17 protein-coding genes are annotated in these 23,360 nt (G+C 66.8%); 4 read left to right on the top strand and 13 right to left on the bottom strand.

Translation table 11 applies throughout. From position 1 onward, the window contains the following. Nucleotide 1 precedes the first annotated feature (1 nt). The gene (locus tag HZY97_RS09565; protein WP_180142903.1) at nt 2-718 is read left to right on the top strand and encodes a hypothetical protein; all 717 of its coding nucleotides are present in this window, start codon (nt 2-4) and stop codon (nt 716-718) included. Between the two features lie 6 nt (nt 719-724). Here HZY97_RS09565 and HZY97_RS09560 read toward each other — a convergent pair whose 3' ends face one another. Beyond that, nucleotides 725-1,363: a hypothetical protein gene (locus tag HZY97_RS09560; protein ID WP_180142901.1), complete on the bottom strand. Its 639-nt coding sequence runs from the start codon at nt 1,361-1,363 to the stop codon at nt 725-727. Nucleotides 1,364-1,531: 168 nt separating this feature from the next. On the opposite strand from HZY97_RS09560, the gene HZY97_RS09555 reads away from it, so the two are divergent. Together HZY97_RS09555 and HZY97_RS09550 are read left to right on the top strand one after the other, a co-directional pair. Then, a complete protein-coding gene (locus HZY97_RS09555; RefSeq protein WP_180142899.1) occupies nt 1,532-2,356 on the top strand; it encodes a hypothetical protein in 825 nt (274 codons plus the stop codon). 14 nt (nt 2,357-2,370) lie between these two features. Continuing rightward, nucleotides 2,371-3,909, top strand: a complete 1,539-nt coding sequence (locus HZY97_RS09550; protein ID WP_180142897.1) for a hypothetical protein — start codon at nt 2,371-2,373, stop codon at nt 3,907-3,909. Between the two features lie 4 nt (nt 3,910-3,913). Here HZY97_RS09550 and HZY97_RS09545 read toward each other — a convergent pair whose 3' ends face one another. The 10 genes from HZY97_RS09545 to HZY97_RS09500 all read right to left on the bottom strand — a co-directional run bounded on the left by HZY97_RS09545 (nt 3,914) and on the right by HZY97_RS09500 (nt 20,567). Next, a complete protein-coding gene (locus tag HZY97_RS09545) occupies nt 3,914-5,221 on the bottom strand; it encodes a hypothetical protein (RefSeq protein ID WP_180142895.1) in 1,308 nt (435 codons plus the stop codon). A 122-nt stretch (nt 5,222-5,343) separates the two neighbouring features. After that, nucleotides 5,344-6,249, bottom strand: a complete 906-nt coding sequence (locus tag HZY97_RS09540) for a HEPN domain-containing protein (protein WP_180142893.1) — start codon at nt 6,247-6,249, stop codon at nt 5,344-5,346. Nucleotides 6,250-6,296: 47 nt separating this feature from the next. After that, nucleotides 6,297-6,488, bottom strand: a complete 192-nt coding sequence (locus HZY97_RS09535) for a sigma-70 family RNA polymerase sigma factor (RefSeq protein WP_180142891.1) — start codon at nt 6,486-6,488, stop codon at nt 6,297-6,299. Nucleotides 6,489-6,671: 183 nt separating this feature from the next. Continuing rightward, nucleotides 6,672-7,595, bottom strand: a complete 924-nt coding sequence (locus HZY97_RS09530) for a DUF2493 domain-containing protein (protein WP_180142889.1) — start codon at nt 7,593-7,595, stop codon at nt 6,672-6,674. A gap of 302 nt (nt 7,596-7,897) precedes the next feature. After that, nucleotides 7,898-8,929, bottom strand: a complete 1,032-nt coding sequence (locus tag HZY97_RS09525) for a toprim domain-containing protein (RefSeq protein WP_180142887.1) — start codon at nt 8,927-8,929, stop codon at nt 7,898-7,900. Nucleotides 8,930-8,943: 14 nt separating this feature from the next. After that, entirely contained in the window at nt 8,944-13,290 is a 4,347-nt protein-coding gene (locus HZY97_RS09520; RefSeq protein ID WP_180142885.1) for a strawberry notch-like NTP hydrolase domain-containing protein, read from the bottom strand. 64 nt (nt 13,291-13,354) lie between these two features. After that, nucleotides 13,355-15,466, bottom strand: a complete 2,112-nt coding sequence (locus tag HZY97_RS09515) for a ParB/RepB/Spo0J family partition protein (RefSeq protein WP_180142883.1) — start codon at nt 15,464-15,466, stop codon at nt 13,355-13,357. Between the two features lie 121 nt (nt 15,467-15,587). Next, entirely contained in the window at nt 15,588-16,787 is a 1,200-nt protein-coding gene (locus HZY97_RS09510; protein WP_180142881.1) for a DUF932 domain-containing protein, read from the bottom strand. A gap of 204 nt (nt 16,788-16,991) precedes the next feature. Next, a complete protein-coding gene (locus tag HZY97_RS09505; RefSeq protein ID WP_180142879.1) occupies nt 16,992-17,180 on the bottom strand; it encodes a hypothetical protein in 189 nt (62 codons plus the stop codon). A gap of 96 nt (nt 17,181-17,276) precedes the next feature. Beyond that, on the bottom strand, nt 17,277-20,567 hold the full coding sequence (locus HZY97_RS09500) for an error-prone DNA polymerase (protein WP_180142877.1): 3,291 nt from the start codon (nt 20,565-20,567) through the stop codon (nt 17,277-17,279). Between the two features lie 87 nt (nt 20,568-20,654). Between HZY97_RS09500 and HZY97_RS09495 the strand changes: the two genes are divergently transcribed. Next, nucleotides 20,655-20,822: a hypothetical protein gene (locus HZY97_RS09495; RefSeq protein ID WP_180142875.1), complete on the top strand. Its 168-nt coding sequence runs from the start codon at nt 20,655-20,657 to the stop codon at nt 20,820-20,822. A 25-nt stretch (nt 20,823-20,847) separates the two neighbouring features. Here the strand turns inward: HZY97_RS09495 and HZY97_RS09490 are convergent, their stop codons facing one another. Further along, nucleotides 20,848-22,665, bottom strand: a complete 1,818-nt coding sequence (locus HZY97_RS09490; protein ID WP_306670054.1) for a DUF6504 family protein — start codon at nt 22,663-22,665, stop codon at nt 20,848-20,850. Then, nucleotides 22,583-23,359, bottom strand: coding sequence for an ImuA family protein (locus tag HZY97_RS09485; protein ID WP_180142873.1), 777 nt, complete (start codon nt 23,357-23,359; stop codon nt 22,583-22,585). The genes HZY97_RS09490 and HZY97_RS09485 overlap by 83 nt, the downstream gene beginning before the upstream one ends. Nucleotide 23,360 lies beyond the last annotated feature (1 nt).

Raw genomic sequence — 23,360 nt, 5'->3', positions numbered from 1 at the left:
GGTGCTGGCCGACCAGGGCGACGGTCAGGCGGCAACGGGTGCGCTCGACATCAGCCTGCACTTGCCCGGCGAATGGCTATCGGCGCTGGTCGGCTTCATTGCAGGCGCCTTGCCGGCGTGGCGCGACGATCCGGCGCGCGATGTGGCCGCCGGCGAGACTAAGCTGACAGCGCAGCTTTGCTCGCGCCTCAACAGCGTGACGCGTCACACGCCCGGCTGGGATTTCCTGCAATTCAAGCGGGAGGAGCCCGATGAGGCCAACGGTAACCGTTCGATCGATCTCGCGGTTGCGCCCAGCGGCCAAGTGATCTGGATCGAGGGCCGCGAATATAATGAGTATCGCACGATGCTGCCGATCGAGTGCAAGCGGCTGCCGACGCCCACAGGAAGCAACCGCGATGAACGCGAATATCTGATCAGCCGCTTCAGCTCCACGGGCGGCGTGCAACGCTTCAAGGCCGGACATCATGCTGCGGTGCACGCGCGCGCTGCGATGATCGGCTATATCCAGGAACGCGATGTCACCCATTGGCAGGCGCAAATCGACGGCTGGATCGACGGGGTCGTCGCCGCTTCGGTGCCGGGCTGGTCGATCCGGGACAGGCTGGAGCTCGTGGCGCATGACGGGGTCTCCCGCACGGCGGCGCTGCGATCGAGCCATGCGAGGATCAACGGATCTCCGCCCATCGACATCGATCATCTGTGGATCGAGCTCTGAGCTGATTCAGTCGAGATGTGCGCGCATGTCCGCGTAGCGCAAGCCCGGCGGCGCCAGCGCCTGGTGCTGAACCATGAGCGCGGGCTGCGCCATCTTCGCCACAATCCCCTCATGCTCTGCCTGCTTGTGGCGAAGCAGCTGGGCCGGAAAGCCGCCGCCGCTCTCGATCGCGGCATTCGCAGCCTCGCCGGCCGCGTTCAGTGCAGCGTGGTAGGAATAGACTGCGCGGCCGGGACGCAAGGCATGGTCGAGCACGAGCAGGTCGCCCGAAAGACTGATCTGCGGGTCGACCAGGTTCAAGGTGATGTCGACCTTGCGGCCCTGATACTCGTTCCAGGCATGCGAGATCATGATATCGTCGGTGCCGTCGTTCACATAGCCAACGACCGGAACCGTGATGATGCCGCGCTCATCGGCCAGATATCGGTGGAGGAACATGGTGGTGAGGTAGCAGCCGCCTGTATAGCGGTTTGGCAAAACGAACCGCTCGAACAGCTGGATCGCCGCGGTGGCGACCGCATGCGATTGCGGATCGGCCAAACCTGCGAAAAGCCCGGCCTTGGCCTCTCCATAGGCGCGGGCACGCTGCGTTGCCTCACCCATGGTTGCGCCCTTTCGGTCGGCGGCCGCGCGGAAATACTGCAAGTATCGGTGCGGTCATGGTTCGAATTCCGGCGCGCAGGACGGTATGACGCGAGCTCGCATTACTCTATAGGATAGCTAGTGGCACTTGTCGTCCCGCCGGTGTGCGTACGCGCGATCTTTACCCGGGTGCGCGGCATGCTATCGTCTCAGCTCGCAGGCACGTAAAACATGACCGCTATATTCTCCCGCCGCTGCGTCATCGCCTCAATCGATACGATGGAAGCGGCCTGGTATCACAAGGACTTCACCGCGTTCCTCGTTGAGCTGGGTCCGGAAATCTATACCCGGATCCGCAGCGAGCCGATCAGCCTCAAGAACCGGGCAAGCGACCTGAAGCGGCTGTTCGATCTCAATCCAACGATGCTGGTCGATGGCGAACCGCTGGCATCGGTGTTGGTCGAGCGCGCGGTCCAGCTGCTGCCCCCTGAGCCGGAATATGAATGGTCCAGGCCGGCCCGGCTCACCCCGGAGATAGAGACCTTCAAGCGCACGCTCGAGATGGATGGATATACGGTCGCAGACGGTGCGCTTCGGCGAATCCTTCCCGCCGATATCGGGCTGCCGGAAACCGAGTCGGAGCTAATGCGCCTGCTTGGCAAACACGGCCTTGAGACGCCCAAGGGCCATTTGCAGCAGGCGATGGATGCGCATGCTCGCGGCAATTGGGCGGGCGCAAATGGCCAGATCCGGACCTTTTTCGACGCCCTCCTCGACGCGATCGCCGAGCGGATCGATCCAAGCGCGAAAGCACTGCCGACCGGCCAGCCGCGCCGGTCCAAATTGGCCTCGCACGGGTTCCTGAGTGTCGCGCTCAACGAATGGGCCGATGACGGCAAGGGCTATATCAACGGGCTGGTCAAACGACTCCACCCGGCGGGGCCGCATCCCGGCCTGTCGGACGAGGATGACAGCACGTTCCGGCTGCACACGGTTCTGCTCGCGACCACCTTGCTGCTGCGGCGCTTCGATCGCGGCCCGACGGCCGCCCCCTGAGGACACCTGTGATAATGGAGCCTCTGACACCGGACGAACTGGGTGATGTCGGCGAAAGCCTGTTCCGCACCTTGTGTGGCCAGGCGAAGCTGGTGTGCAACAAGAGCGACCGGGACCGCACCGGATGGGATTTTCGGGTCGAATTCCCGATGGCTGCGGGCACGGGCGAGCTGCTCGACCAACGCGCGCCAAAGGCATGCCAGATCCAGGTAAAGTCCACCGCCGGCGAGAGCGGCACGCGGATCAGCGCACGGCTATCGTCGATCGAACGCCTCGCCAAGGATGTGGCGCCCGCGGCGGTGGTGATCTTCCGAATGCGTCCCGACGGCACGGCGCTGATGGGATATTTGATCCATCTCATCGACGACGAGCTTGGCCGCGTCCTGCACCGGCTGCGGCGGGTGGAGGCGGCAGGACGCACAGACGTCAATCACATGACGATGTCGTTCGACTACCACAAAGGCATCCGTTTCAAGCCGACGCCCGAGGGACTTCGCGACGCGCTCGCAGCGCTGGTCGCCGAGCAGCCGGGCGCCTATTCGGACCGCAAGCAAAGCCAGCTGGCGCATCTGGGCTATGAGGGGGGCGGCATCGAGGCGGATGCGCTGATCTGGGTGGAGAGCAAGGACCAGCTCATCAAGATGCTGTCCGGGCTGGAGCCGCTGAAGCCCTTGCAGATGCAGGCCTATGACCGCCGCTTCGACATAAGGGTTCCCTATCAGGGTTCGCTGCTGGATGGTGTCGAGGAATTCGCGATCCAGCTACCGACGGTGGGCGCGTGCGACATCGTGATGCGCAACGGTCCGCGTCGGCCGGCGGCGCTGTTCCGCTGCGAGGCGTTCGCCTCGCCGCCGCTGGAGGGCGGTCCGATCCTGGTGATCAAGCATCGGGTGCTGACCGCCTGGTTCAGGGAAGACGGGCTCGACGTCCAGACCAACGGCACCTTCACGGAAGAGGGCCGCGGCTTGGACGAATGGGTCCTGCTGCTTCGCGGCCTCACCTATCTGGCCAGCGGAACGGGCACGATGGAGCTTGAATTCCGGGAGCTGCGGCTGCCGCCGATGACCGTGCCGGCCGGCGGTCTCGATGGCCCCTATCTCGAGCAGCTGCCCCGCTTGCTGGAGTTCGTAGAGCGCTGGCAAAGCGTGCTGGCGCTGGCCGGCACCACGGCGCGTGCCGATTTCGCAATCGGCGAAATCTGGGAGGCGGATGCAGTACAGATGGCGACCGACATCCTGCTTAACCCGGCGCCGCTCGCTCGTATCGAATTCGATATCCTGGAAGGAGCGGAGGGCGAAGACCCGGTCGAAGCGCTCTATTTCGACAGTATCGCGTTTGCCGGAGCCGCCGTCAGCTTCGCGGTGAAGGTGATCCTGACGCGCGAGGCGCCCGAGCACCCGAGGTTTGCCTCGACGCGGTTCGAACTGCTCGATATCCGCCCGGGGGTCACCGATCTCGACGCATATGGCGCGGAGCTCGCCACCGCCAATGCGGTCAGCATTTTGATCGATCCCAAGAACCTCATTCTCGTGCCCCAGGGCCCCGAAGACTAGCCTGCTATTTCAGCGGCGCAATCGCGGGATCGACGTCGCCGAACTCGAATTCGATCCAGTCGTCGGAATCATCCTCGTCGGTCGGTATCACCGTGACCGCGGCGGGCAGCCGCCCCTCGGCGAGATTCCGCGCGAACGCGGCTTGGACGATGTTCGGCCGCGCGGGCGCGGATCCTCGGCCGGGAAATTTGGCGCCATCGTCGGCAAGGGTGCGCTGGCCCGCCAACACCTCAATCAATTCGCGCGCGCCGATGCGCACCTTGCGTCCGCCCAATTGATATCCTCCATGGTGTCCGAGATCATAGCCCGGTTCCTGTGCACGCAGCGCACCGTTCGTCGGCATCATTACGGGCGGTGGCAGAGCCGCCATCATCCTGCGAAACAGGGCGTCGAAGGCTGCCGCCTGGGCGTGTCGCCCGCGCATTTCCAGCAGCGCCCAATTACCGCGTTCGGGCCGGCCCGGCCGCGCCCAATCGTTCGGCGCCTCGCGCACCGACAGCAGCAGGACAAAGTCGATCGAGCTATATTGGCGCAGCAGCTCGGCGGCGATCTGCCGTGCGCTCAGCCCGTCGCCGCCTGGGCCGCGGTCGGCGAGCGCTCGGCAGCCAGCGTCGCCGACAATGATCCCCTTGAGGCCCTCTGCGGCACGGAGCTGATCGGCCTTGGCCTTCATCGCCGAATAGAGCGGATTCTTGTCGCGGATCGTCGGGATGTCATAGGCCGCGTAATGGCCGCTATTATAGGGCGACTTCTTCGGGTCGATGGTGATGCTCAGCCCGACATTCTCATCCTCAAGCGAGATTCGCAGGATAGGCTCCTTCGCCGCGATCTGCTCGCGCAGCCGGGGCAATACATCCTCGCGGACGAAATCGGGGATGCGCGCCCGTTCGGGCAAGCGCAAGGTCGTCACCGTGCCGCGCCGGCGCTGCTCGCGGACCGACTGGACATCGAGATGCAGGCCGCCGGTCGCCAGACCGAGCCGGGTCTTGGACAATTCGATTTCGTGCATCAGGGTCGAGAAGGGATTACGGCTATCGAGACCGTCGTCGGAGACCGAGGTGATATCGGCGACGAAGCCCAGCTCCGCCGAGGCGAATGCGATATCGGGACGGCGCCCGGACGATAAGGGCACTTCGTTTTGCACCGATCCAAGTCCCGACAGTGCGTGCAGGACGGCCACTTCCCACATCGCGGCCATGCGGTCGCGCCCCGACCGATTAAGACGAGCCGCAAGCGCAGTGACCGCCGCCTCGCCTAATATCGGGCGAAGCGCATCGAGCCTTTGTTGCAATGCCCGCCGCGCATAGATCAAACTGCAAGCCCCTCCTCAATCGCCGCATAGCCATATCAGGCACGTCACCGACCGTCGCGGCCGAACACCGACCCATTCTCGAGACCGCATTGGAAAATTATTGAGGAAAAAGCTGACGTCCGTCAGGCATTCGCTCCCGAACGCAGTATCTCCAACTGCTCTAGGCTTAACGCTTCCACGATGTTGCGCAACCGGCTCACCGACGCCGCCAGCACGGCGAGATCGTCAGTCCTGATCACATAGCTGGGTGAATACCGTGCCTCGACATAGGCGCGCTTCAACAGTTCGAAACGGCGTCGATCGAGACGCGTCGCCCGCGGCCACGCGTCTACCAACCGGGGCTCCTTGTCCTCGGACAGCGACCGCAAAAATTTGATGTTGTGGGAGCGCGGGAAGTAAAGCGTGCGAACCAACAAGAAGCAAATGTATAGCCGTTCTGTCGCTTGGTGGAGATCAAATGCCGCCTTGTTCAGATCGCCGTCGGCCATAGCATAGCCCGCACCTCTGACGAATGCATCAACGCTCGGAAGCCAATGGTCGAAATACTCCCGCGCCATCGTTAGCGCATCAACCGTGGTCAACGGCTTCGGGGCGGCGAGCGAGTGCTGGGGCAACTCGTACAGTACCACGCCGTCGCGCACGATATCGACCCAGAAATACTCGCCGCGCTGCAGCGCCTGATTTACTTCGTTGAGTGTGTGGACGATGATGTTGACTGGACGCTGCACGGCAGGATCGTGGAGGATCTTGTCCTCGGCGATATACCAGTAGGCAGCGATATCGGTCAGGTCTTCGTGGCTGACGATCACCAAGAGGTCAAAGTCGGACTGATAGCCGTTGTCCGGCTCATCGACCCAGTCGTCACGCGCGTAACTGCCGAACAGGATGATCTTGAGGATCTTGCCGTTCTTCTTCCACGGCTGCGTCGAGGTGGAGATCGCCTGCGCAAATTCCGCCATCAGCGTGTCGCGCACGCGCGCCAGCTCGGCCTGCTGGACATCGGGAAGGTGGTCGAGATCGACGCGCATGATCATTTCCTAGCTGTGGCTGGCCGTTTCCTCAATGTTCCTGCCCGTCATTTCGGAAATTGCATGAGATGCAGCATCGCGGAGGCGAGAAGGCGCTCGACCTCGGGAACCGCGATGTCGAGCTCCGCCGCGATCCGAAAAAAGTCGAGGTCCCGGTAGCGCGCCCCATCGAACACCTGCCATTCAGAGTCGGGCATGGCGGCGATCGCTCGGCGAAGCCTACGAAGTTCGCGGTTCATGATCATTCTCCATCGCATATCGGCCGAAGCCGGGGGGAGAGACGGTGCGGGCCCGCGACGGGAGGCGGGGTGCACCCGCAGGGCCGGAACGAAGTGGAGTACGTGGGCCGAGGCCCGCGTTGCAGCCCGCCGGCGCGGGCCCAGGCCCGGCTCGCCCGGCTTCGGCTTCGTGGGAGGCGGCGATCATCGTTGCCTGTGGTCGATGATCGCGATGCCGGCGCTGCGAGCCTTGTCGAACAAATTGTCCTGGATGCCGCCGCCCGGGAAGATGATGATGCCCCGGGGCATGCAGGCGATCACGCGGTCGTTGCGCTTGAACGGAGCCGATGCACGATTGTGCCTCGCGAAGTCGGGCTTGAAAGGAACCTGCGGGACCTTGCGCTCACTCGCCCAGAGTGCAGCGATGTGCTCGGCGCCCCTGGTCGATCCCCCGTGGATCAGGACCATCGCCGGATGGCGGGTATGGACATTGTCGAGCACCTGCCAGATCGTGCGATGATCCATATAATCGGTGCCGCCGCTCACATAGATGCGCTCACCCGGGGGCACGAGGAGTTGGGCATCGGTCCAGCGCCGATCGTTCACGAACTCGCGGCTCTCGATCACCGCCGCGGTCATCGCGGTCCGGTTGATCACCGACCCGCTCTTGGGAAGCCAGGGTTTGCGGAAATAGTGGCGAAACTGCTCGGCGAATGCTTCGCGGTACGCCTCCATCGCGTCGCGGCGTTCGATCATCGATCGGCCCTCGGCGATCAGCGTTTCCAGCTCGACCGACTTGACCTCGGAGCCGTCCTGCTCGCGCTGCAGCCGCTTCTGCGCCAGTTCGTTGGAGTCCAGCTGGCGGTCGGCCCGCTCGGTCGCGCGGTGAAAGACATTGGTAAAACCCCAAAGGAGTTCCTCGAGTTCGGGCTCAAGGCGGGTATCTGCCAGGCTGGCGCCCATCGCATCGAAGGTGTCGGCTGCCGCTGCCTCGACCAGGCGACCCTCGGGGAGCGGCCTCGGATCGAGATCATCGTCGAATGGCCGCCGGCCAAAGAGCTCCAGTTCCTCCAGCAAATGGGCGAATTGCGATCCGCCCTCGCCTGTCACGTCGTGTACGTCGTCCATCCGAGTTGCTCCAAGCTGCGGCCGCGTCCTTGCGGCCTTCCTGGCGACAAGAGGCGGCGGCGCCCGCGCCCGCGCATCGCCGAGCGCAGCGACCGGCAACGCCGGCGGCGGCCGAAGCGCAGCGGAGGACCCGGGAGCGCGGCTATTTTGCTTCGCGATGCAAAGCGGGCGCTCAGCCCGCGGCGGAAAATAGCCGCGCGGACGGGTTGCGCTGGCGCGGACGCTGCCGACCCGTCGCCCTCTGGGAAGGCGCATGGCGCGGACTCTCGTCAGCGGAGTTAAGGCAGCGACGAACCGCGATTTCAGGATCGGGGACGATCTTCGGGCAATATCTGTGCGAGGAGCCGCGCGCGCACCGCGTCCAGACCCAACGCGCGAAGATCCGAGTTGAGATCGCCTAGTTCGGAATCGAGTGGGCAGACATGGACCCCGTGCAGTCTGGCGCGACCCGTCAGCGTGGCAAATGCGTTGCGCCCGGCGGGGTCGGCCTCGCGGGCGACATAGAGCCGTCGAAGAATCGGCGGAAATTCCAGGGCAGCGAGATGCGCCGACGACAGCGCTGCAATCGCCGGCAGTGTTGGGACTGCGGCGTAAAGCGATAGAGTCGATTCGATACCCTCGCCGGCGGCCATGATCGGAGCGGAAATCCCGAAACGGACGCCATGGCCGAGGAGATGGCCCATGGCTCGACGCGGATAGGCGACGGGCGCCTTGTCCGATCCGTGCGGGGTCAACCAGGTGCGATGCGCACCGGTGACATTGCCGACGATGTCGGTCACCGCGGCGATCATCGCTGGCATGGCCGACGGAACCTCACCTTGGTCGTCGATCGAGCGACGGTACCAGCATCGTGGGTGGAAATGCAGGGCGTCCAGTCCGGGCATCGGCGGAATGCCGCGGCCGCGCAGATAGGTTTCGACCTGCGTGCCGGCGATGGACTTGCAAATCGCCAACAGGCGCCGAGCTGCTCCAGGCGAGCCCGTCGGCTCATTGCGGGTCGCCCGAGTGTCTGCCGAGACTGGAGGGTCGGGCAGGCTTAGAAGGCGCCGCGCTTCGGCAAGGGCTTCAGCGAGCGTGCCGGTCAGCGTCGATGCGCGGATGATGTCGAGCAGGTCGCCATGTTCGCCCGACTCCGCGTCGGTCCATTTGCCCGCCCGGCCGGTTCCGTTGGGACTGTCGCGGAGGCGGACATAGAGGCTGCGGCCCGGCGTGTTGCGAACATCACCGACCAGCCAATAATTGCCTTCGCGGCGCCCGTTGGAGAGATAGCGCCGGCATAACCGTTCGGCTTGGCCGGCCAGATCGCGTGCGATCGCGCTCGCAGGATGCTCCATCGCCCGTCTCCCGCTCAGGCCACGCCAGCCGTGCGCGCCTCGACCCGCGAGACTGGAAAGCGTTCCAGCAGCCGGGCCAGGATCGCCGGGCCGTCGCCGCCGGTCGGCACGAACAGCCGAAGCTTCCACGACACGATCTCGGACATCAGGCCCATCGCCTTGAGGCGCTCGACGCCGAGGTCGTTGAAGCCCGTCAGCTCGATGCGGTGCAGGTGCATCGCGAGCACGCGCTGGAGCCGCTGACCTTCGGCGAGGTGCAGCGCGGCCTCGCCTGCCATGAGCATCTGCCAAGCCTGGTCAGGCGTGATGGCCGGCGCGTCAGCGCCGAGCGTGGCGGCGACCCATGCCGGCGGCACGCGGCGGCCGACGATCCGCTCACCGGCATCGGTCTGGAGCCGATAGACCCGCGTGGATTCGCCGGGTAGCCGCCGCCAGATCGGGAGGAGCAGCCCCGCGACGACATGCATTTCGGTGGTTTCGAACTCGGGAACCTCGGCGCATTCGGCTTCCCAGGCGGCACTGAACCGCGCGCGGTCGGCGGCTCGCCAGAAGGTCTCGGCCAGCGCGTCCAGCGGCATCGCCGGGCTTTCCATCGGCTTGATCAGGCGGATGCGCTCTTCAACCCCGCCATCCTCGAGCATCATGCTGCGTGCGCGCATGCGGACCGCGGCGCGCCCGGAGCGTTCGTTGACCAGCAGCACCGCGTCGGGCTCGCGCCCCATCGCCAGCGCTTGCTCCAGGCCAAGCGGACGATTGCGGTCCTTGCGCGCGATGGTGATGAGTACCGTTTCCGCGCCGGTGCCGGGATGCACATAGATCGTCCGGCGACCGGTGACAGTGAAGCTTTCGGCGGTCAGGGTCTCGAGTCCGGTCTCATAGGTGCCCGACGCCACCGCGCCCTCGATCCGCCGTTCGAGCAAAGCTTCGAACGCATCGAACACGGTCCGCTGCATCGCGATTGTGAGCGCGAGCATGCGGTTGAGGAAGGTGGTGATCGGCGGCAGCTCGTCGCGCAGGCCATTGTCATCGCCGAGCTCAAGACCGGTCGCCGCCTCGAAATCGTCGAGCGAGGATCCGTCGATCTTGCCGCGGAAGATCAGCCCATAGAGCTGGCGAAGCGCATCGCGGGCATAAGCGGATTCTAGATTGTCCTCGGGCCGGAACATGTTCTGCCCGCCGGTCTGGCGCTGCCCGCGCGTGATTGCGCCGAGCGTGTCGAGGCGGCGGGCGATGGTTGAGATGAAGCGCTTCTGCGCGCGGACATCGGTGGTCACTGGCCGGAAGCGCGGCGGTTGCTTCTGGTTGGTGCGATTGGTCCGCCCGAACCCTTGGATCGCGGTGTCTGCCTTCCAGCCCGCCTCCAGCAGATAGTGGACGCGCAGCCGCTGGTTCGCGGCGCCCAGATCGGCATGGTAGGAGCGGCCAGTGCCGCCCGCCTCGGAGAAGACGAGGATGGGCTTGCGGTCGTCCATGAATGCCTGCGCCTCGGCGAGGTTGGAAGCGCCGGGCCGGGTCTCGACGGCGAAGCGAGTTGAACCGTCGGCGCGCAGCCGGGGAACGACGCGGCGCCCGCGACCGGTGACCTCGGCCACGCGGTCGGGCCCGAAATGCTGGACGATCTGATCGAGCGCTCCGGGAACCGCGGGCAAGGCTGCGAGCCGCTCGATCATGGCCTGGCGCCGGGCGACCGCGTCGCGGGACTCGACGATATTGCCATCGTGCATGACTGGGCGCGAGCAGAGGTTGCCCGAGCTGTCGGTGAATGGCTCGTAGAGCTGGACCGGGAAACTGTTGGCGAGATAGTCGAGCACATATTCGCGCGGTGTGATGTCGACATCGACATCGGCCCATTGCTCGGTCGGGATCTCGGCCAGCCGACGCTCCATCAGCGCTTCGCCGGTCGAGACGATCTGCACGACGGGGCTCGCGCCCACCGCGAGGTCGCGCTCCATGCTGGCGATGACGCTCGGCGTCTGCATCGCAGTGATCAGATGATTGAAGAAGCGCTGCTTGGCGCTCTCGAACGCAGAGCGCGCCGCGGACTTGGCCTGACGGTTGAGCGTGCCTTCGATGCCGATGACGTTCGCGGCCCTCAGCGCTGCGTCGAGATTGTTGTGGATGACCTGGAATGCCCCGGCATAGGCATCGTAGATGCGCTTCTGCTCCGGCGTCAGCGCGTGCTCCAGCAACTCATATTCGACCCCGTCGAACGACAGCGAGCGTGCCGAATAGAGGCCGAGCGCCTTCAGGTCGCGCGCCACGACCTCCATCGCCGCGACCCCGCCCTCTTCGATCGCGGACACGAAGTCGGCCCGCGTCGCGAACGGGAAATCCTCGCCCAGCCACAGGCCGAGCCGCTCGGCATAGGCCAGGTTCTGGACGGTAGTGGCCCCCGTCGCCGAGACGTAGATGATGCGGGCATTGGGCAGCGCATGTTGCAGGCGCAGCCCCGCGCGGCCCTGTTGCGAGGCGGCCTGCTCGCCACGCTCGGTCTTGCCGCCGGCCGCATTGGCCATGGCATGCGCCTCATCAAACACGATCACGCCGTCGAAATCGCTCCCGAGAAAATCGACGATCTGCTGGACGCGGCTGGCCTTGCCGCCCCGCTCTTCACTGCGCAAAGTCGCATAGGTCGTGAACAAGATGCCCTCGCCCAGGTGGATCGGCATGCCCTGACGAAAGCGCGAGAGCGGCGACACCCGAAGCGGCTCCTGGCCAAGTGCACGCCAGTCGCGCTGAGCATCCTCGAGCAGCTTGTCCGAGAGCGAGATCCACAGCGCGCGCCGACGGCCCTGCAGCCAATTGTCGAGGATGATGCCCGCGACCTCGCGGCCCTTTCCCGCGCCGGTGCCATCGCCGCAGAACCAGCCGCGGCGAAAGCGGATGGCGGCCTCGTTGCCTTCGGCGACCGCACTCAGCGCGTCAAAACCGGGATCGACGGTCCATGACCCGGCGAGGAAGCCGGCATGCGCCTGGCCTGCATAGATGATCGATTCGAGCTGGGCATCGGAGAGTATGCCCTGATCAATCAACCGCCGCGGCAACACCGGGCGATAGTCGGGCCGGGGTGGTGCGACCGAGGCCATCGCGGCCGACTGGACCAGCGTCGTCGGATGCGGGCGTGCGCCGGGAATGCGGATCGATTGAAGCTCGAACGGCTCATAGATCGAAGTCGAGAGTCGCGCACCTTCGGCTGGCTTCCAGTCGATCGCCGCGTAGTCGAGCGGCGCGGCGTCCGTCGGCGCAGGATCGACTCCGTCGGTCGCGACGGAAACGGTGGCGCGTCGCATCACGGCCGCATTCACCGAAGGCGGCGGCGGTGCCGACGGCATGGGCGCGCGGGGCGGAACCGAGGCTTGCACCCATTCGAGCAAGGTGGCGAGGTCCGCCGCCTTCCCGTGATCGGGGGAGAATGCATCCTGCCGATCGGCGGGCACGCGGTCGATGACGGTCAGCCGTGTCTCGGTGGTCGTGCCATGGCGCGCATAGACGCGGCCATCGACCGACGCAGTGAACACGACTCGGCCGCGCTCCTGGAGCGCGATGAACGCGTCGCGCCATGCCGGCGCCTCGGGCGCGCAGCCCGCGCCGGTGACCGCGACCAGCCGCCCGCCCGGGCGCAGCCGGGCAAGCGCCGAGGCGATATGCCGAAGCGCCGTCCCGGGCATGCGCCGGTCGATGCCGGCCATTGCCGAGAAAGGCGGGTTCATGAGCACGATGTCGGGGACGAGATCGGGCGCCAGCCGATCGTCGATCTGCGCGGCATCGTGGCGAGTGACGCTGGCGCCAGCGAAGAGCCGTTCGAGAAGGGCCGCCCGTGCCGGGGCAAGTTCGTTTAGCATCACCTGCCCTGCGAACAGCTGCGCTGCCACCGCGAGCATGCCGGTCCCGGCAGACGGTTCGAGAACGGTCTCGCCCGCGCCGATCTGCCCGGCGATCGCCGCCACCAGCGCGAAGGCGAGCGGGGTCGAGAATTGCTGCATCGCCTGCCCCGCCCCCGACCGGCGCGTGTGCGTCGGCGCGAGCGCGGCGATGCGTTCGACGAGGCGTAGCCAGGCTTGAGGGTCGGACGACGACCGAACGATGGCTGGTCCGTGCCGGCGGAGGAACAGGATTTCGGCTGCCTCGCAGGCGTCATAGGCCTGCTTCCAGTCCCAGCCACCATCGGCATCGCTCGCGCCAAACGCGGTCACCATCGCCGCGCGAAGGGTCGCCGCGTCGATCCGGGCGCCGCGTTCAAGGATCGGCAACAGGTCGAGCGCGGTACGATGAAGGCCATCGGCAACCGCATTGGCGGGATCAGGGCAAGTCGAGGAAGCGGGCGCGCCGAGCGACGCCCCGCCGAGGATCGGCAGGTTCATGGCAAGTCTCCAGAAGATCGAAGGGAAGAGGAGCGGGACGCCGTGGGCGCCCCGCCCCAATCGGTCACTCGGCCGCAATCGCCATCGGCTCTTCGTCGCCGGACACATCCGGCTCGGCGAGGAAGGCAGGCAGCTCGCTCGTCGCCGGGGCCTCGAGCAGGTCGGCCTGGGCAGGCAGCTCGGGCGTGCGCAGCGGCTCGGGCAACCAGCCCGCGCCGTCCATCAGCCGCTCGGCCTCGCGGGCCATGTCCGGCTTCTTCAGATGGTCGATCAGCGCCGCCGTCTCGCCGCCCTTGCCTTCGGTCACCGCGGCAATGATGCGGGCCTTGGTCACCTTGCCGAAGAAATTGTCGGCAGTGGGCTTCCAGCCAGATGCGACCATGTCGAGCCCGACCGCGCGGGCAAGGACATGGCTGTGCACCAGCCGGCGCTCGACGGTGTGCGCCGAGATGCGCCCATTGTCGTACTTCGGCGCCACTTCGTAGAGCGCGTTCACCGAGTAAGCGGCGCAGTGCGCGAAGAGCTCGGCCTGCTCGTTGGCGTCGAGCATTTGAAGCGCGTCCCACAGATCGCGGTCGGATTCGGGCAAGCGCTCCTTCCACATCGCATGCCGGGCCTCGATCGCGACGGCGGCGGGACTGTCCTTCATGCCGCTGGGCTGGAAGCCAAATCCGACCTTGGTCAGGGTGACCATCAGGCAGCTTTCGGCGCGACCGTAATAGAATGTGGCAAGCACGAGATTGTGCAGCACCGCCGCGAAAGCCACTTGGGGATTGCCGGCAATCGCATCCTGGAGCGCAAGCGTGCGCTCGGCCGTCAGTTCGGAGATGAGGCGGTCAGGCAGCGGCTTGATCCCCTCGTCCTCCTCTTCGGTCTGCACCTCGTCCTCGCCGGATTCGGGAGCGAGGCCCGGCTGACGGTGATCGCCATCGACACCGTCTTCCCGCTGCGCGCCCTCGCCCTCACCATGAGGCTCGGACTCGACGACCGGCTCGTCCTCGGCGCGAACCCAGCCGGGATCGACCGACAATTCACCGTTCCGCTCGATCGTGACGAAGACGCCCGCCATCGCCATCTCGGCGGGATCATAATTCCAGCTGCCACCGGCGAGCTCCGCGATCCGCTCGTCGAGCGCATTCACCCGGGCATCGATTTCGTCCGGGATCTCGTCGGCACCGCTCCATTCATTCTCGAGCGCCTCGGCCTCAGCCTGGAGCGTTGCCACTTCGGCCAGCTTCGCCTCGGTCGGCGGGGTGTGCGTCGCCTCGATCGGGCGCAGGCCATGGTGATAGCCATAGGGCAGGTCGATCGCCGCCTCGACCCACTTCCATCCCTCGGCCCGGATGCGATCGGCCTCGGCGCCGAGCTTTTCGAGCACGAGCCGGTCGAGCAAAGCGGCATCCTGCAGCCAGCCGCCGCGATCTTCCTCGAACAGGTCGCGGACCACGCAACCACCGCCCGCGACATAGGTGTCGATGCCGACGAACAGCGCTCGCGGATCGCGCGCAGGGACCGTGGATTCGTTCAGACGCGCACGGATGAAGTGTGCCGACTGGTTATGATGACTCTGGATCAGCTCCCAGACCTGCTCCTGGCGAGCATGGTCGTCGGAGACGGTGAACGCCATCAGCTGCTCAAGCGTCATGCCGTCGGCGGCATAGATTTCGTGCAGCACCGGCGACACGCAAGCGAGCTTGAGCCGCTGGCGCACGACCGCGGGCGTGACGTGGAAACGCGCCGCGACATCCTCGATCTTGCCGCCCTGATCGACCAGCTGCTGCATGCCGCGAAATTCGTCAAGGGGATGAAGCGGCTCGCGGAACGCGTTCTCGGCATAGCTGTCTTCCTCGGCGGAGACGTCACCGTCGGCGGGCTTGACCACACAGGGAATGACCGCGTCGGGAGCGAGACGATTGCGCTTGACGAGGATCTCGAGCGCCCGGAAGCGCCGGCCACCGGCGGGCACGTGGAACGTGCCGGTATCCTGGCCCCCCGCGTCGAGCAGCGGCCGGACGCTGAGGCCCTGAAGCAGGCCGCGACGTTCGATATCGACGGCCAGGTCATCGATCGTGACGCCGTTCTTCACGCGGCGGACGTTCGACTGGGACAGGACCAGGAGGTTGAAGGGAATCCCCTGCGCGGGCGCGAGGACAAGCTTGGGTTGGCGCTTTGCCATGTCGGTTCTCCACATGGCGGGTGACCGGGAGACTCTCTCCCGACCTTCATCCCGCCATGGGAACGGCGCAGCCCTCTACCTCTAGGAGGAGGACTGCGCCGCCTGGCGATACGGACGTGGATCAGTGGACCGCCCAGAGTAGCTTCGAGGCCTTGCCTTCGAGATCGAGCCGCGCATCCTGGTGCGGCTTGTCGCGGGCGAGCGCAGTGATCCCCTGGACGAAATCGAAGATCGAGGCGGGCGGATGCCCCTCCTCGTCAAGCACGGTCGCGATGATCCGGCCGGTCTCCGCCTTGGAGAAACCGCGCTTGCGCAGGAAATCCTGCCGGTCCTCGTCGGTGCGGGCGACGATGCGCTGCCGCGCGGCCATGATCCCGGACATGAACGGCTGGGGCGAGGAGGTCGCGAAATTCTCCAGCGCCGGCGCCGCCTCGTGCGCGAAGCGGTTCGCGGCGAACTTGCTGTGCCGGATGCTGATCTCCTCGAAGCCCTCGGCGCCCCAGATGTTGCGGTTCATGCAGACCGCGCGGAGATAGAAGCTGGCCATGCCGAGCGCCTTCGCGCCGACCTCGCTGTTCCAGCAATAGAAGCCGCGGAAGAACAGGTCGGGGTCGCCATTGGGCAGCCGGCCGGCCTCGATCGGATGGGCGTCATCGACGAGGAACAGGAACACGTCGCGGTCGCTCGCATAGAGCGTGGTGGTGTCCTTGGTGATCTCGACATGCGGATTGTGCATCATCGTCGACCAGTCGAGCAGGCCGGGCACCTTCCAGCGCGTGTCGCCCGTGCCGTTGCCGGCGATCTTCATCACCGCCTCGACCAGCTCGTGATCCCAGATCCGGCCATAGTCGGGACCCGTGACGGCGCGCAGCTCGGTTCGCCCGTCCTCGGTCTCCAGCGTCTTCATCAGCTCGCCGCGATGCGTGAGCAGCCCGTGCTGGAGATTGATGCCGGCGAGCGGCGCGGGAAGCTGGCGCAGATAGCCCGAAGGCGCGCCGACCAGGCTGGCCAGCTGCCCGAACGACCAGTGGGTAGGCGCGACCGGTTCGTCCCGGCCGGGAACGATGAGGGCGAGCCGTTCTGCATCGTCGCGGCTCGCCTCCACCCGGACCGCCCGGGTCTCGACGGTGTGCGAGGTGGCGCGCTGTGCCCGCGCCAGGGTCGCGGCATGAAGCTCGCGCAGTGAGAGGTATCGCTCGTCGTCGGGCCGCGAGAACCATTCGGACGAGACACGCCTTATCCGGGACCCACGCGATATATCGACTTTGTAGGGACCCGGACGCCGGGGCGGCGCGGATGCGTGATTGAGGACAGTCGCCATGGAAATTCTCCGCGACGGGCGCCGAGAGACTCTCTCTCAGCCCTGACCCGTCACGGCCGAACCGGCCGCGCTCTTCCTCTCACCGGGGCGTTGCGGGGCGGAGCGCCCGCAGAAGGGGTACCGTCAGACCCAGGCTGGCCGTCAGGGGAAGACTTTCCACTTCCCGCTTCTATGGGTGGAAACTCGGGTGGCTAGGTTGCAACGTCAAAGCGAGCTGGGTGCCAGCGCTTCAATCCGTTCGGGCATCTCCAACAGCTTCAACGCCGCTGCCGTGATCGCCTCTGCAATGGTGGGGTAGGATTCGGCCGAGCTCACCGACACGCCTGCGGGGAAAGTGACGGTAGCTTGGTAGCCGTTGCCCTTGGGCGTGGCAGACAGTTTGACTTCGGTCATCGGACGCTCCCGTTGCGGCTGATCGGAGGGTACCGCAACATATTGGCAGTTTGAACCGCCTCGGAATCTGGCTTGCCGTCAGGGGAAGTCCTTTCCTCAATGAAAATCGTGGCTGCGCACCTTGATCAGATTCTCGGGATCCACGCCGTTCGGGAAAGGCGGCGAGTAGAGATCGCGCGGCCCCGGTCGCCAGCCAGCCTCGCCGCGGTCGGGACTGCCGGCATGGGTAGCACCGTCTCCCCGGCCGAACGTTACCGCCAAGTCCATGCGCCCGACCGAGCGCAGCATGTCGTCGCGGGGCACCACACGGTCGACGATGACATGGATCACCGCCCCCTCCTTCTGGAGCCGCCCGCGCAAGGAGACCATTGAGGCCGACATCACGACGCGACGCTGCTTCTCGAATCGGTCTGGCCAGAGGATGCCGTTGGCGACGCCGGTCTCGTCCTCGATCGTGATGAACAGCACCCCGCGCGCCGAGCCCGGACGCTGACGCACCAGGATCACACCGGCGACCTCTACATGCCGCCCGTCGCGGATGCCGGCGAGATCGCCGCAGCGCACGACGCCTTCGTCCGCGAGCTGCTCGCGCAGAAACTGCAGCGGGTGGGCGCGTAGCGACAGCGCCAGCGTGCGATAATCCTCGACCACCTCGCGCCCATCGGTGAGCGGCTGGAGCATGACGCTGGGCTCCACCCCTTCGGGCGAGAAGCCGCCCTCTCGCGCATCGGCCGCCGCGAACAAAGGCAAAGGCGCCTCTCCGAGGCCCTTGACCTTCCACAGCCCCTGCCGGCGATCCTCGGCGATGCAGTGGAAGGCATCGGCCTCGGCGAGCCGCTCGATCGCGGCGCGCGGGGTGCCGGCACGACGCCACACCTCCTCGATACTTTCATAGGGCAGGCCGCCCTCGCCACGCGGCCCGCGCGCCCCGGCGATCGCCGCGCCATGGACATTGGCGAGTCCGCGCACCTGCCGGAAGCCGAGCCGGACGGCGAGATAGCGCCCGGTGCCAGGATTCTCAGGCGGCTCAAGCGTGCAGTCCCAATGGCTGTCGTTGATCGAGACCGGCCGGATTTCGACGCCGTGGCGCTGCGCGTCCTGGACGATCTGGGCGGGCGCATAGAAGCCCATCGGCTGGGCGTTGAGCAAGGCTGCGCAAAACACGTCGGGGTGATGATGCTTCACCCAGCAGGACGCATAGGCGATCTTGGCGAACGAGGCGGCGTGGCTCTCAGGGAAGCCGTAGGAGCCAAATCCCTCGATCTGCTTGAAGGTGCGCTCGGCAAAGTCCTTGGGATAGCCGCGCGCGATCATGCCCCCGACCAGCTTGTCGTAGAAATGGCTGACCCCGCCGGTCAGCTTGAACGTCGCCATCGCGCGGCGAAGCTGGTCGGCCTCGGCGGGCGTGAACCCTGCGCCGACGATCGCGACCTTCATCGCCTGCTCCTGGAACAGCGGCACGCCCAAGGTCTTCTCGAGCACGGCGCGCAGCTCGGGCTTGGGATATTCGGGCTTCTCCTTGCCTTCGCGTCTACGCAGATAGGGATGGACCATGTCGCCCTGGATAGGCCCGGGCCGGACGATCGCGACCTCGATGACGAGATCGTAGAAGCGGGTCGGCTTCATGCGCGGCAGCATCGACATCTGGGCGCGGCTCTCGATCTGGAAAACGCCCAGCGTGTCGGCCTTCTGGATCATCTTGTAGACCTCGGGATCGTCGTCCTGGAGGTCGGCCATGCCGATGCGGATGCCCTTCTCGCATTCGAGCAGGTTGAAGGCGCGGTTCATGCAGCCGAGCATGCCGAGACCCAGGATGTCGACCTTCATGAAACGCAGCGCGTCGATATCGTCCTTGTCCCATTCGATGATCTGGCGGTCGTCCATCCGCGCCGGCTCGATCGGCACCAGATCGTCGAGCCGGTCCTGGGTCAGCACGAAGCCGCCGGGGTGCTGGGAGAGATGGCGCGGCGTGCCGATCAATTGCCGGGCAAGCCGCAGCGTCAGCTTCAGGCGATGGTCGTTCGAATTGAGGTTGAGGCTGGCGATCTGCTCATCCGAGATGCCGTCCATCGACCAGCCCCAGACGAGCCCGGTCAGCATCTTGGTCAGGTCGCGCGGCAGGCCCAGCGCCTTGCCGACCTCGGCGACCGCGCCGCGGGTGCGGTAACGCGTCACCACCGCGGTCAGCGCGCTATGCTGGCGCCCATAGGTTTCATAGATCCACTGGATGATCTCCTCGCGGCGCTCATGCTCGAAATCGACATCGATGTCGGGCGGCTCCTTGCGCTCGCCCGAGACGAAACGCTCGAACAGCAATTCGTGCTGGATCGGATCGATCGAGGTAATGCCGAGCAGATAACAGACGCAGCTGTTCGCGGCGGATCCGCGCCCTTGGCAGAGGATGCCGCGGCGCCTGCTCTCTTCGACGATCGAGCGGACGGTCAGGAAGTAAGGCGCATAGCCAAGCTCTCCGATCAGCCGCAGCTCATGCGCGATCTGGTCGGCATAGGGCTTCGGCACCCCGTCCGGAAACTTCGCCGCGGCCGCGTCCTCGGTCAGCAGGGTCAGCGCTTCCTGGGCGGTCTTGCCGGCGATCACCTGCTCATAGGGATATTGGTAGCGGATCTCGCCGAGGTCGAAGGTGCATGTCGCGGCGATGTCGGCGCTGGCGGCGATCGCATCCGGAAAGGCGGCGAAGCGGCGCTCCATTTCCTCGGGCGATTTCAGGTGCCGGTCCATGAAGCGCTCGCGCCGATAGCCGAGCGCATCGACCGTGGCCTTCAGCCGAATCGCGGTCACCACGTCCTGCAGCGGACGTGCCTCGGGCGAATGGTAGAGAATGTCGCCGGTCGCTACCGCACGGACTCCTGCCGCGCGCGCCAGCGCGTCGAGCCCGTGGAGCCGCTCGAGATCGTCGGGCCGGCGCCGGAAGGACAGAGCGAGATAGGCGCGCGCGCCAAAGGCGGCGGCCAGCTCGGTTAAATGTCCTTCGGTCACCGTGTCTGGCAGATCGGGAACGAGGATAGCGACAAGTCCCTCGGCATAATGGAGCACATCGCTCCAGCCGAGGATGCAGCGGCCCTTGCCGCCGCGCGCTTTGCCGGTCGTCAGCAACCGGGTGAGCTGCGACCAGGCCGCGCGGTCGGTGGGATATAGCAACAGCGCCCGCCCGTCGGTCAGGTCGACGCGCGCGCCGGGGATCATCCGGACGCCGGTCGCCTTCTGCCCGTCCCAGCCGCGAACGACGCCGGCGACGCTGCTCCAGTCGGCCAAGCCCAGCGCTATGTGTCCGAGCAGGCCGGCCGCCGCGAACAATTCTTCCGGTGCGCTGCTGCCGCGCAGGAACGAGAAATGGCTGGTGACCTGCAGCTCGACATAGGTCGTCATCCCCGGGCCTCGCGATGCAGGTCCGGCCTGACCGCGATCCTATTTCGCAAAGGCGGACCGATAACGATCGCCCTTCGTTGGGGCGGAATGGATGGCCGGGATGACATTGTCGCAGTTGGGCTGCTGAGCGCGCGCGACCTGGAACGCCTGGGGAGCGGCTTCACCCGGGCGTATCCGGTCGAGGTCGCACGCAGCTTCGGCGACATCCTCGCCAAGCTGGAAGCCATCGACTGGCCGGCCGGCGACAAGGACTGAACCGGCTCCCGTTGCCCGCGATGCATCAGCCGAAAAAGCCGTGCATGTGCCAGCTGAGATCGCCGGTTTCGGGAACGACGCCGTCGCCGCGGCGGAACAGCCAGAAGCGTTGGCCGCCCTCGACCTCGACCCGGAAATAGTCGCGCACCGCCCAGAGCTCGCGATCGGTCCGCCACCATTCGCCATGGATGCGCTCGGGCCCGTCACCCGCGACGACGGGGTAGACACGCCCGCGCCAGGTGAAGCGGCGCGGCGGATGGTCGGGCAGCAGCGCTACAACATGGGTTAGGATTTCGGGCCGGGACAGAATCCGCACCGGCCGCTTCCAGGCAGGCCATCCGATCGGGTCCACCAGCGGTGCCAGGCGCCGCACCGCGCGTTCGGGCACATCGCTCGGCTCCAGCCCCATGCGGAACACCGCATCCTCGCCGGCGCGCCCGGCAAGCTGGTCGATCGCGGGCGCGAGGTCCGGCGGCGCATTGCCATCGGGGATCAGCGCCCCGGCGAGACGCGCGCCGAGCGGCTCGCTGTGGGGCACGACCAAATGCATGGCCTCGATGCCGAGCCCGGGCTCGAGCCGGTCGATCCTGAGCCCGAACATCCGCACCAGATGCCCGGGATCGCGGGTAGCGCGCGACGCGCCGATCCCGAGATGCTGGTCGGCGCCATCGACACGCTCGGCGATGATCCGCGCGGTGCGCACCCCGAGACCGCGCTCCTGCAGCACCCGCACCAGATCATCGACCAGGTCGGCGATCACCTTTGCGATCGACTCGGGCGTGGTGATCGGCTCGAGCAGCCGCCGCGTGACGCTGGGCGCCTCGAACGGGACCACCGGCACGATCGGCTCGGCGGCGCGGCCGAGCGCCTGGTCGAGCCGGTTGACGCTCGCCAGCCCGAGCCGCTTGGCCAGCGGCCCGCGTGGCATCGGATACAGATCACCGACGCGTTCGAGCCCGAACCTTGCCGCCGCCGCCAATGCCGAAGGCTCAAGCCGGAGCGCCGCAATCGGTAGCCCGGCGAGCGCGGCCGCTTCCTGCCCGGGTGGCAGGATCGATAATGCCTCGCCACCATAGCGGGCGAGCGCATGCGCCGCGCCCGGCGTCCCGGCGACGGCAATGCGCGCGGTGAAGCCGAGCTTTCCCAGAAAATGCAGGACGCGCCGGCAGAAGTGCTTCTCGCCACCGAACAAATGGCTGGCACCAGTCAGGTCGAGCCAGATGCCGTCGGCTCCCGAGGGACTGGCGATCGGCGTCCAGCGCGCGACCGCGTGGAGTGCGAGCCGGTCAAGCCAGGCAGCGTCACGCGCGGGATCGGCATCCTGGACGTCGAGATCGCTAACCAGCGCCCGCGCGTGCGCGGCGGCCATGCCCGGCACCAGCTCCAGCGACAGTGCGACGGGGCACGCCGCGGTCACGACCTCACGCTGGCCGACCCGCTCGATCAGGATCGTCGGCCGTCCCCATAAGGGCTGCGCGGGCGCCAGGCCGTGCAGCGATGCCCGGCCGCCTTCATCGCGCGGCATTGCCCGAAACGGCTGCTCGGCTGCCTCGGAACGCCGGCCCAGCTCGCGCATCGGCGGCCGCTGGTGCGCCGGGAGCCCGGCGATATGCTCCGCTTCCCCTTCCCGGCCGAGCGCACTCCCCTGTGCCCAGCGCGCGCCGGGGCGCCAGCCGCCGCCGCGCGGGACCGAGCAGGCACCAGGCGGCTCCGCCCGGTCAACGGCCGGTGGCAGCACCGGTGCAAAGGACCAGGGCCGCTCAGGCGGCGCGGCGGGACGCGCTGCCCGCCGCAGCCGCTCGATCGCGAGCTGGGGCAGGTAGAGCGAGGCGACCCTTGCCATCGCAAGCCTCGACAATGAGAGAAAAGGGATTGCCGCCGCGCTGGCGAACAAGTTCGACCGACCAGCAGCTGCGGCCGACCCCGGGGTGCGGCAACGGCACCGACGGCGCGCAGCCGATCCGCCAGCGGGTGCAGGCGGCGGAAGGCTTTTCCAGTGGATCGCTTGCCGCCCGCGCCCAGCGCCGCAGCAACAGCATCGGCGTGTGCCCGTCGGCCGCGGCGAGTTGCAGGCGGCGCATCGCGGTCTGATCGGCATGCTTCACCTCGGCCACGACCGCGGCGAAACTGCCGTCGCGCAGGCAATCCTCGGCAAGCGCCAGCGCCATCACCTCGTCGCGCCCTTCGCAGTAAAGGAGCTTTGCCGGAGGCAGCCCGGCCTGCTCGAGCCCGGGCGCATAGAGATCGAAGCGCGTCAGCGTCCAGGCGACGCTCGCATTGGGATCGCCGGCGAAACGGGCCGCCGCGCCAGCCGCGAACAATGTCGCGGCGGCATCGTCGCCTAGCGTGGGGGACGCCGCCGCGACCTCGTGCAGGCCACCGCCATCAAGTCCGCCGCCGCCCAGCCGCGCGTCGATCGCCTCGACGCCGAACGGCAGCAGCGGCGCGCTGCTCGCCACGGGCATGGCGATGCGCGCCTTGAGCTCGGCGAGCAGGCGTGCCCGATCGGTCTCGGCAAGGGCGGCAACGGTTTGCATA

Source organism: Sphingomonas sp. R-74633, assembly GCF_013416555.1.
Taxonomy (GTDB): Bacteria; Pseudomonadota; Alphaproteobacteria; order Sphingomonadales; family Sphingomonadaceae; genus Sphingomonas.
Note: the sequence above shows the minus strand (reverse complement) of the source record. Positions and strands in the feature narration are given on the sequence as shown.

Bases quoted from the DNA above. Each gene is read 5' to 3' on its own strand.
- HZY97_RS09555 (WP_180142899.1), top strand. From the start codon at position 1,532: ATGACCGCTATATTCTCCCGCCGCTGCGTCATCGCCTCAATCGATACG.
- HZY97_RS09550 (WP_180142897.1), top strand. From the start codon at position 2,371: ATGGAGCCTCTGACACCGGACGAACTGGGTGATGTCGGCGAAAGCCTG.
- HZY97_RS09540 (WP_180142893.1), bottom strand. From the start codon at position 6,249: ATGCGCGTCGATCTCGACCACCTTCCCGATGTCCAGCAGGCCGAGCTG.
- HZY97_RS09535 (WP_180142891.1), bottom strand. From the start codon at position 6,488: ATGAACCGCGAACTTCGTAGGCTTCGCCGAGCGATCGCCGCCATGCCC.
- HZY97_RS09530 (WP_180142889.1), bottom strand. From the start codon at position 7,595: ATGGACGACGTACACGACGTGACAGGCGAGGGCGGATCGCAATTCGCC.
- HZY97_RS09525 (WP_180142887.1), bottom strand. From the start codon at position 8,929: ATGGAGCATCCTGCGAGCGCGATCGCACGCGATCTGGCCGGCCAAGCC.
- HZY97_RS09520 (WP_180142885.1), bottom strand. From the start codon at position 13,290: ATGAACCTGCCGATCCTCGGCGGGGCGTCGCTCGGCGCGCCCGCTTCC.
- HZY97_RS09515 (WP_180142883.1), bottom strand. From the start codon at position 15,466: ATGGCAAAGCGCCAACCCAAGCTTGTCCTCGCGCCCGCGCAGGGGATT.
- HZY97_RS09510 (WP_180142881.1), bottom strand. From the start codon at position 16,787: ATGGCGACTGTCCTCAATCACGCATCCGCGCCGCCCCGGCGTCCGGGT.
- HZY97_RS09505 (WP_180142879.1), bottom strand. From the start codon at position 17,180: ATGACCGAAGTCAAACTGTCTGCCACGCCCAAGGGCAACGGCTACCAA.
- HZY97_RS09500 (WP_180142877.1), bottom strand. From the start codon at position 20,567: ATGACGACCTATGTCGAGCTGCAGGTCACCAGCCATTTCTCGTTCCTG.
- HZY97_RS09495 (WP_180142875.1), top strand. From the start codon at position 20,655: ATGGATGGCCGGGATGACATTGTCGCAGTTGGGCTGCTGAGCGCGCGC.
- HZY97_RS09490 (WP_306670054.1), bottom strand. From the start codon at position 22,665: ATGGCAAGGGTCGCCTCGCTCTACCTGCCCCAGCTCGCGATCGAGCGG.
- HZY97_RS09485 (WP_180142873.1), bottom strand. From the start codon at position 23,359: ATGCAAACCGTTGCCGCCCTTGCCGAGACCGATCGGGCACGCCTGCTC.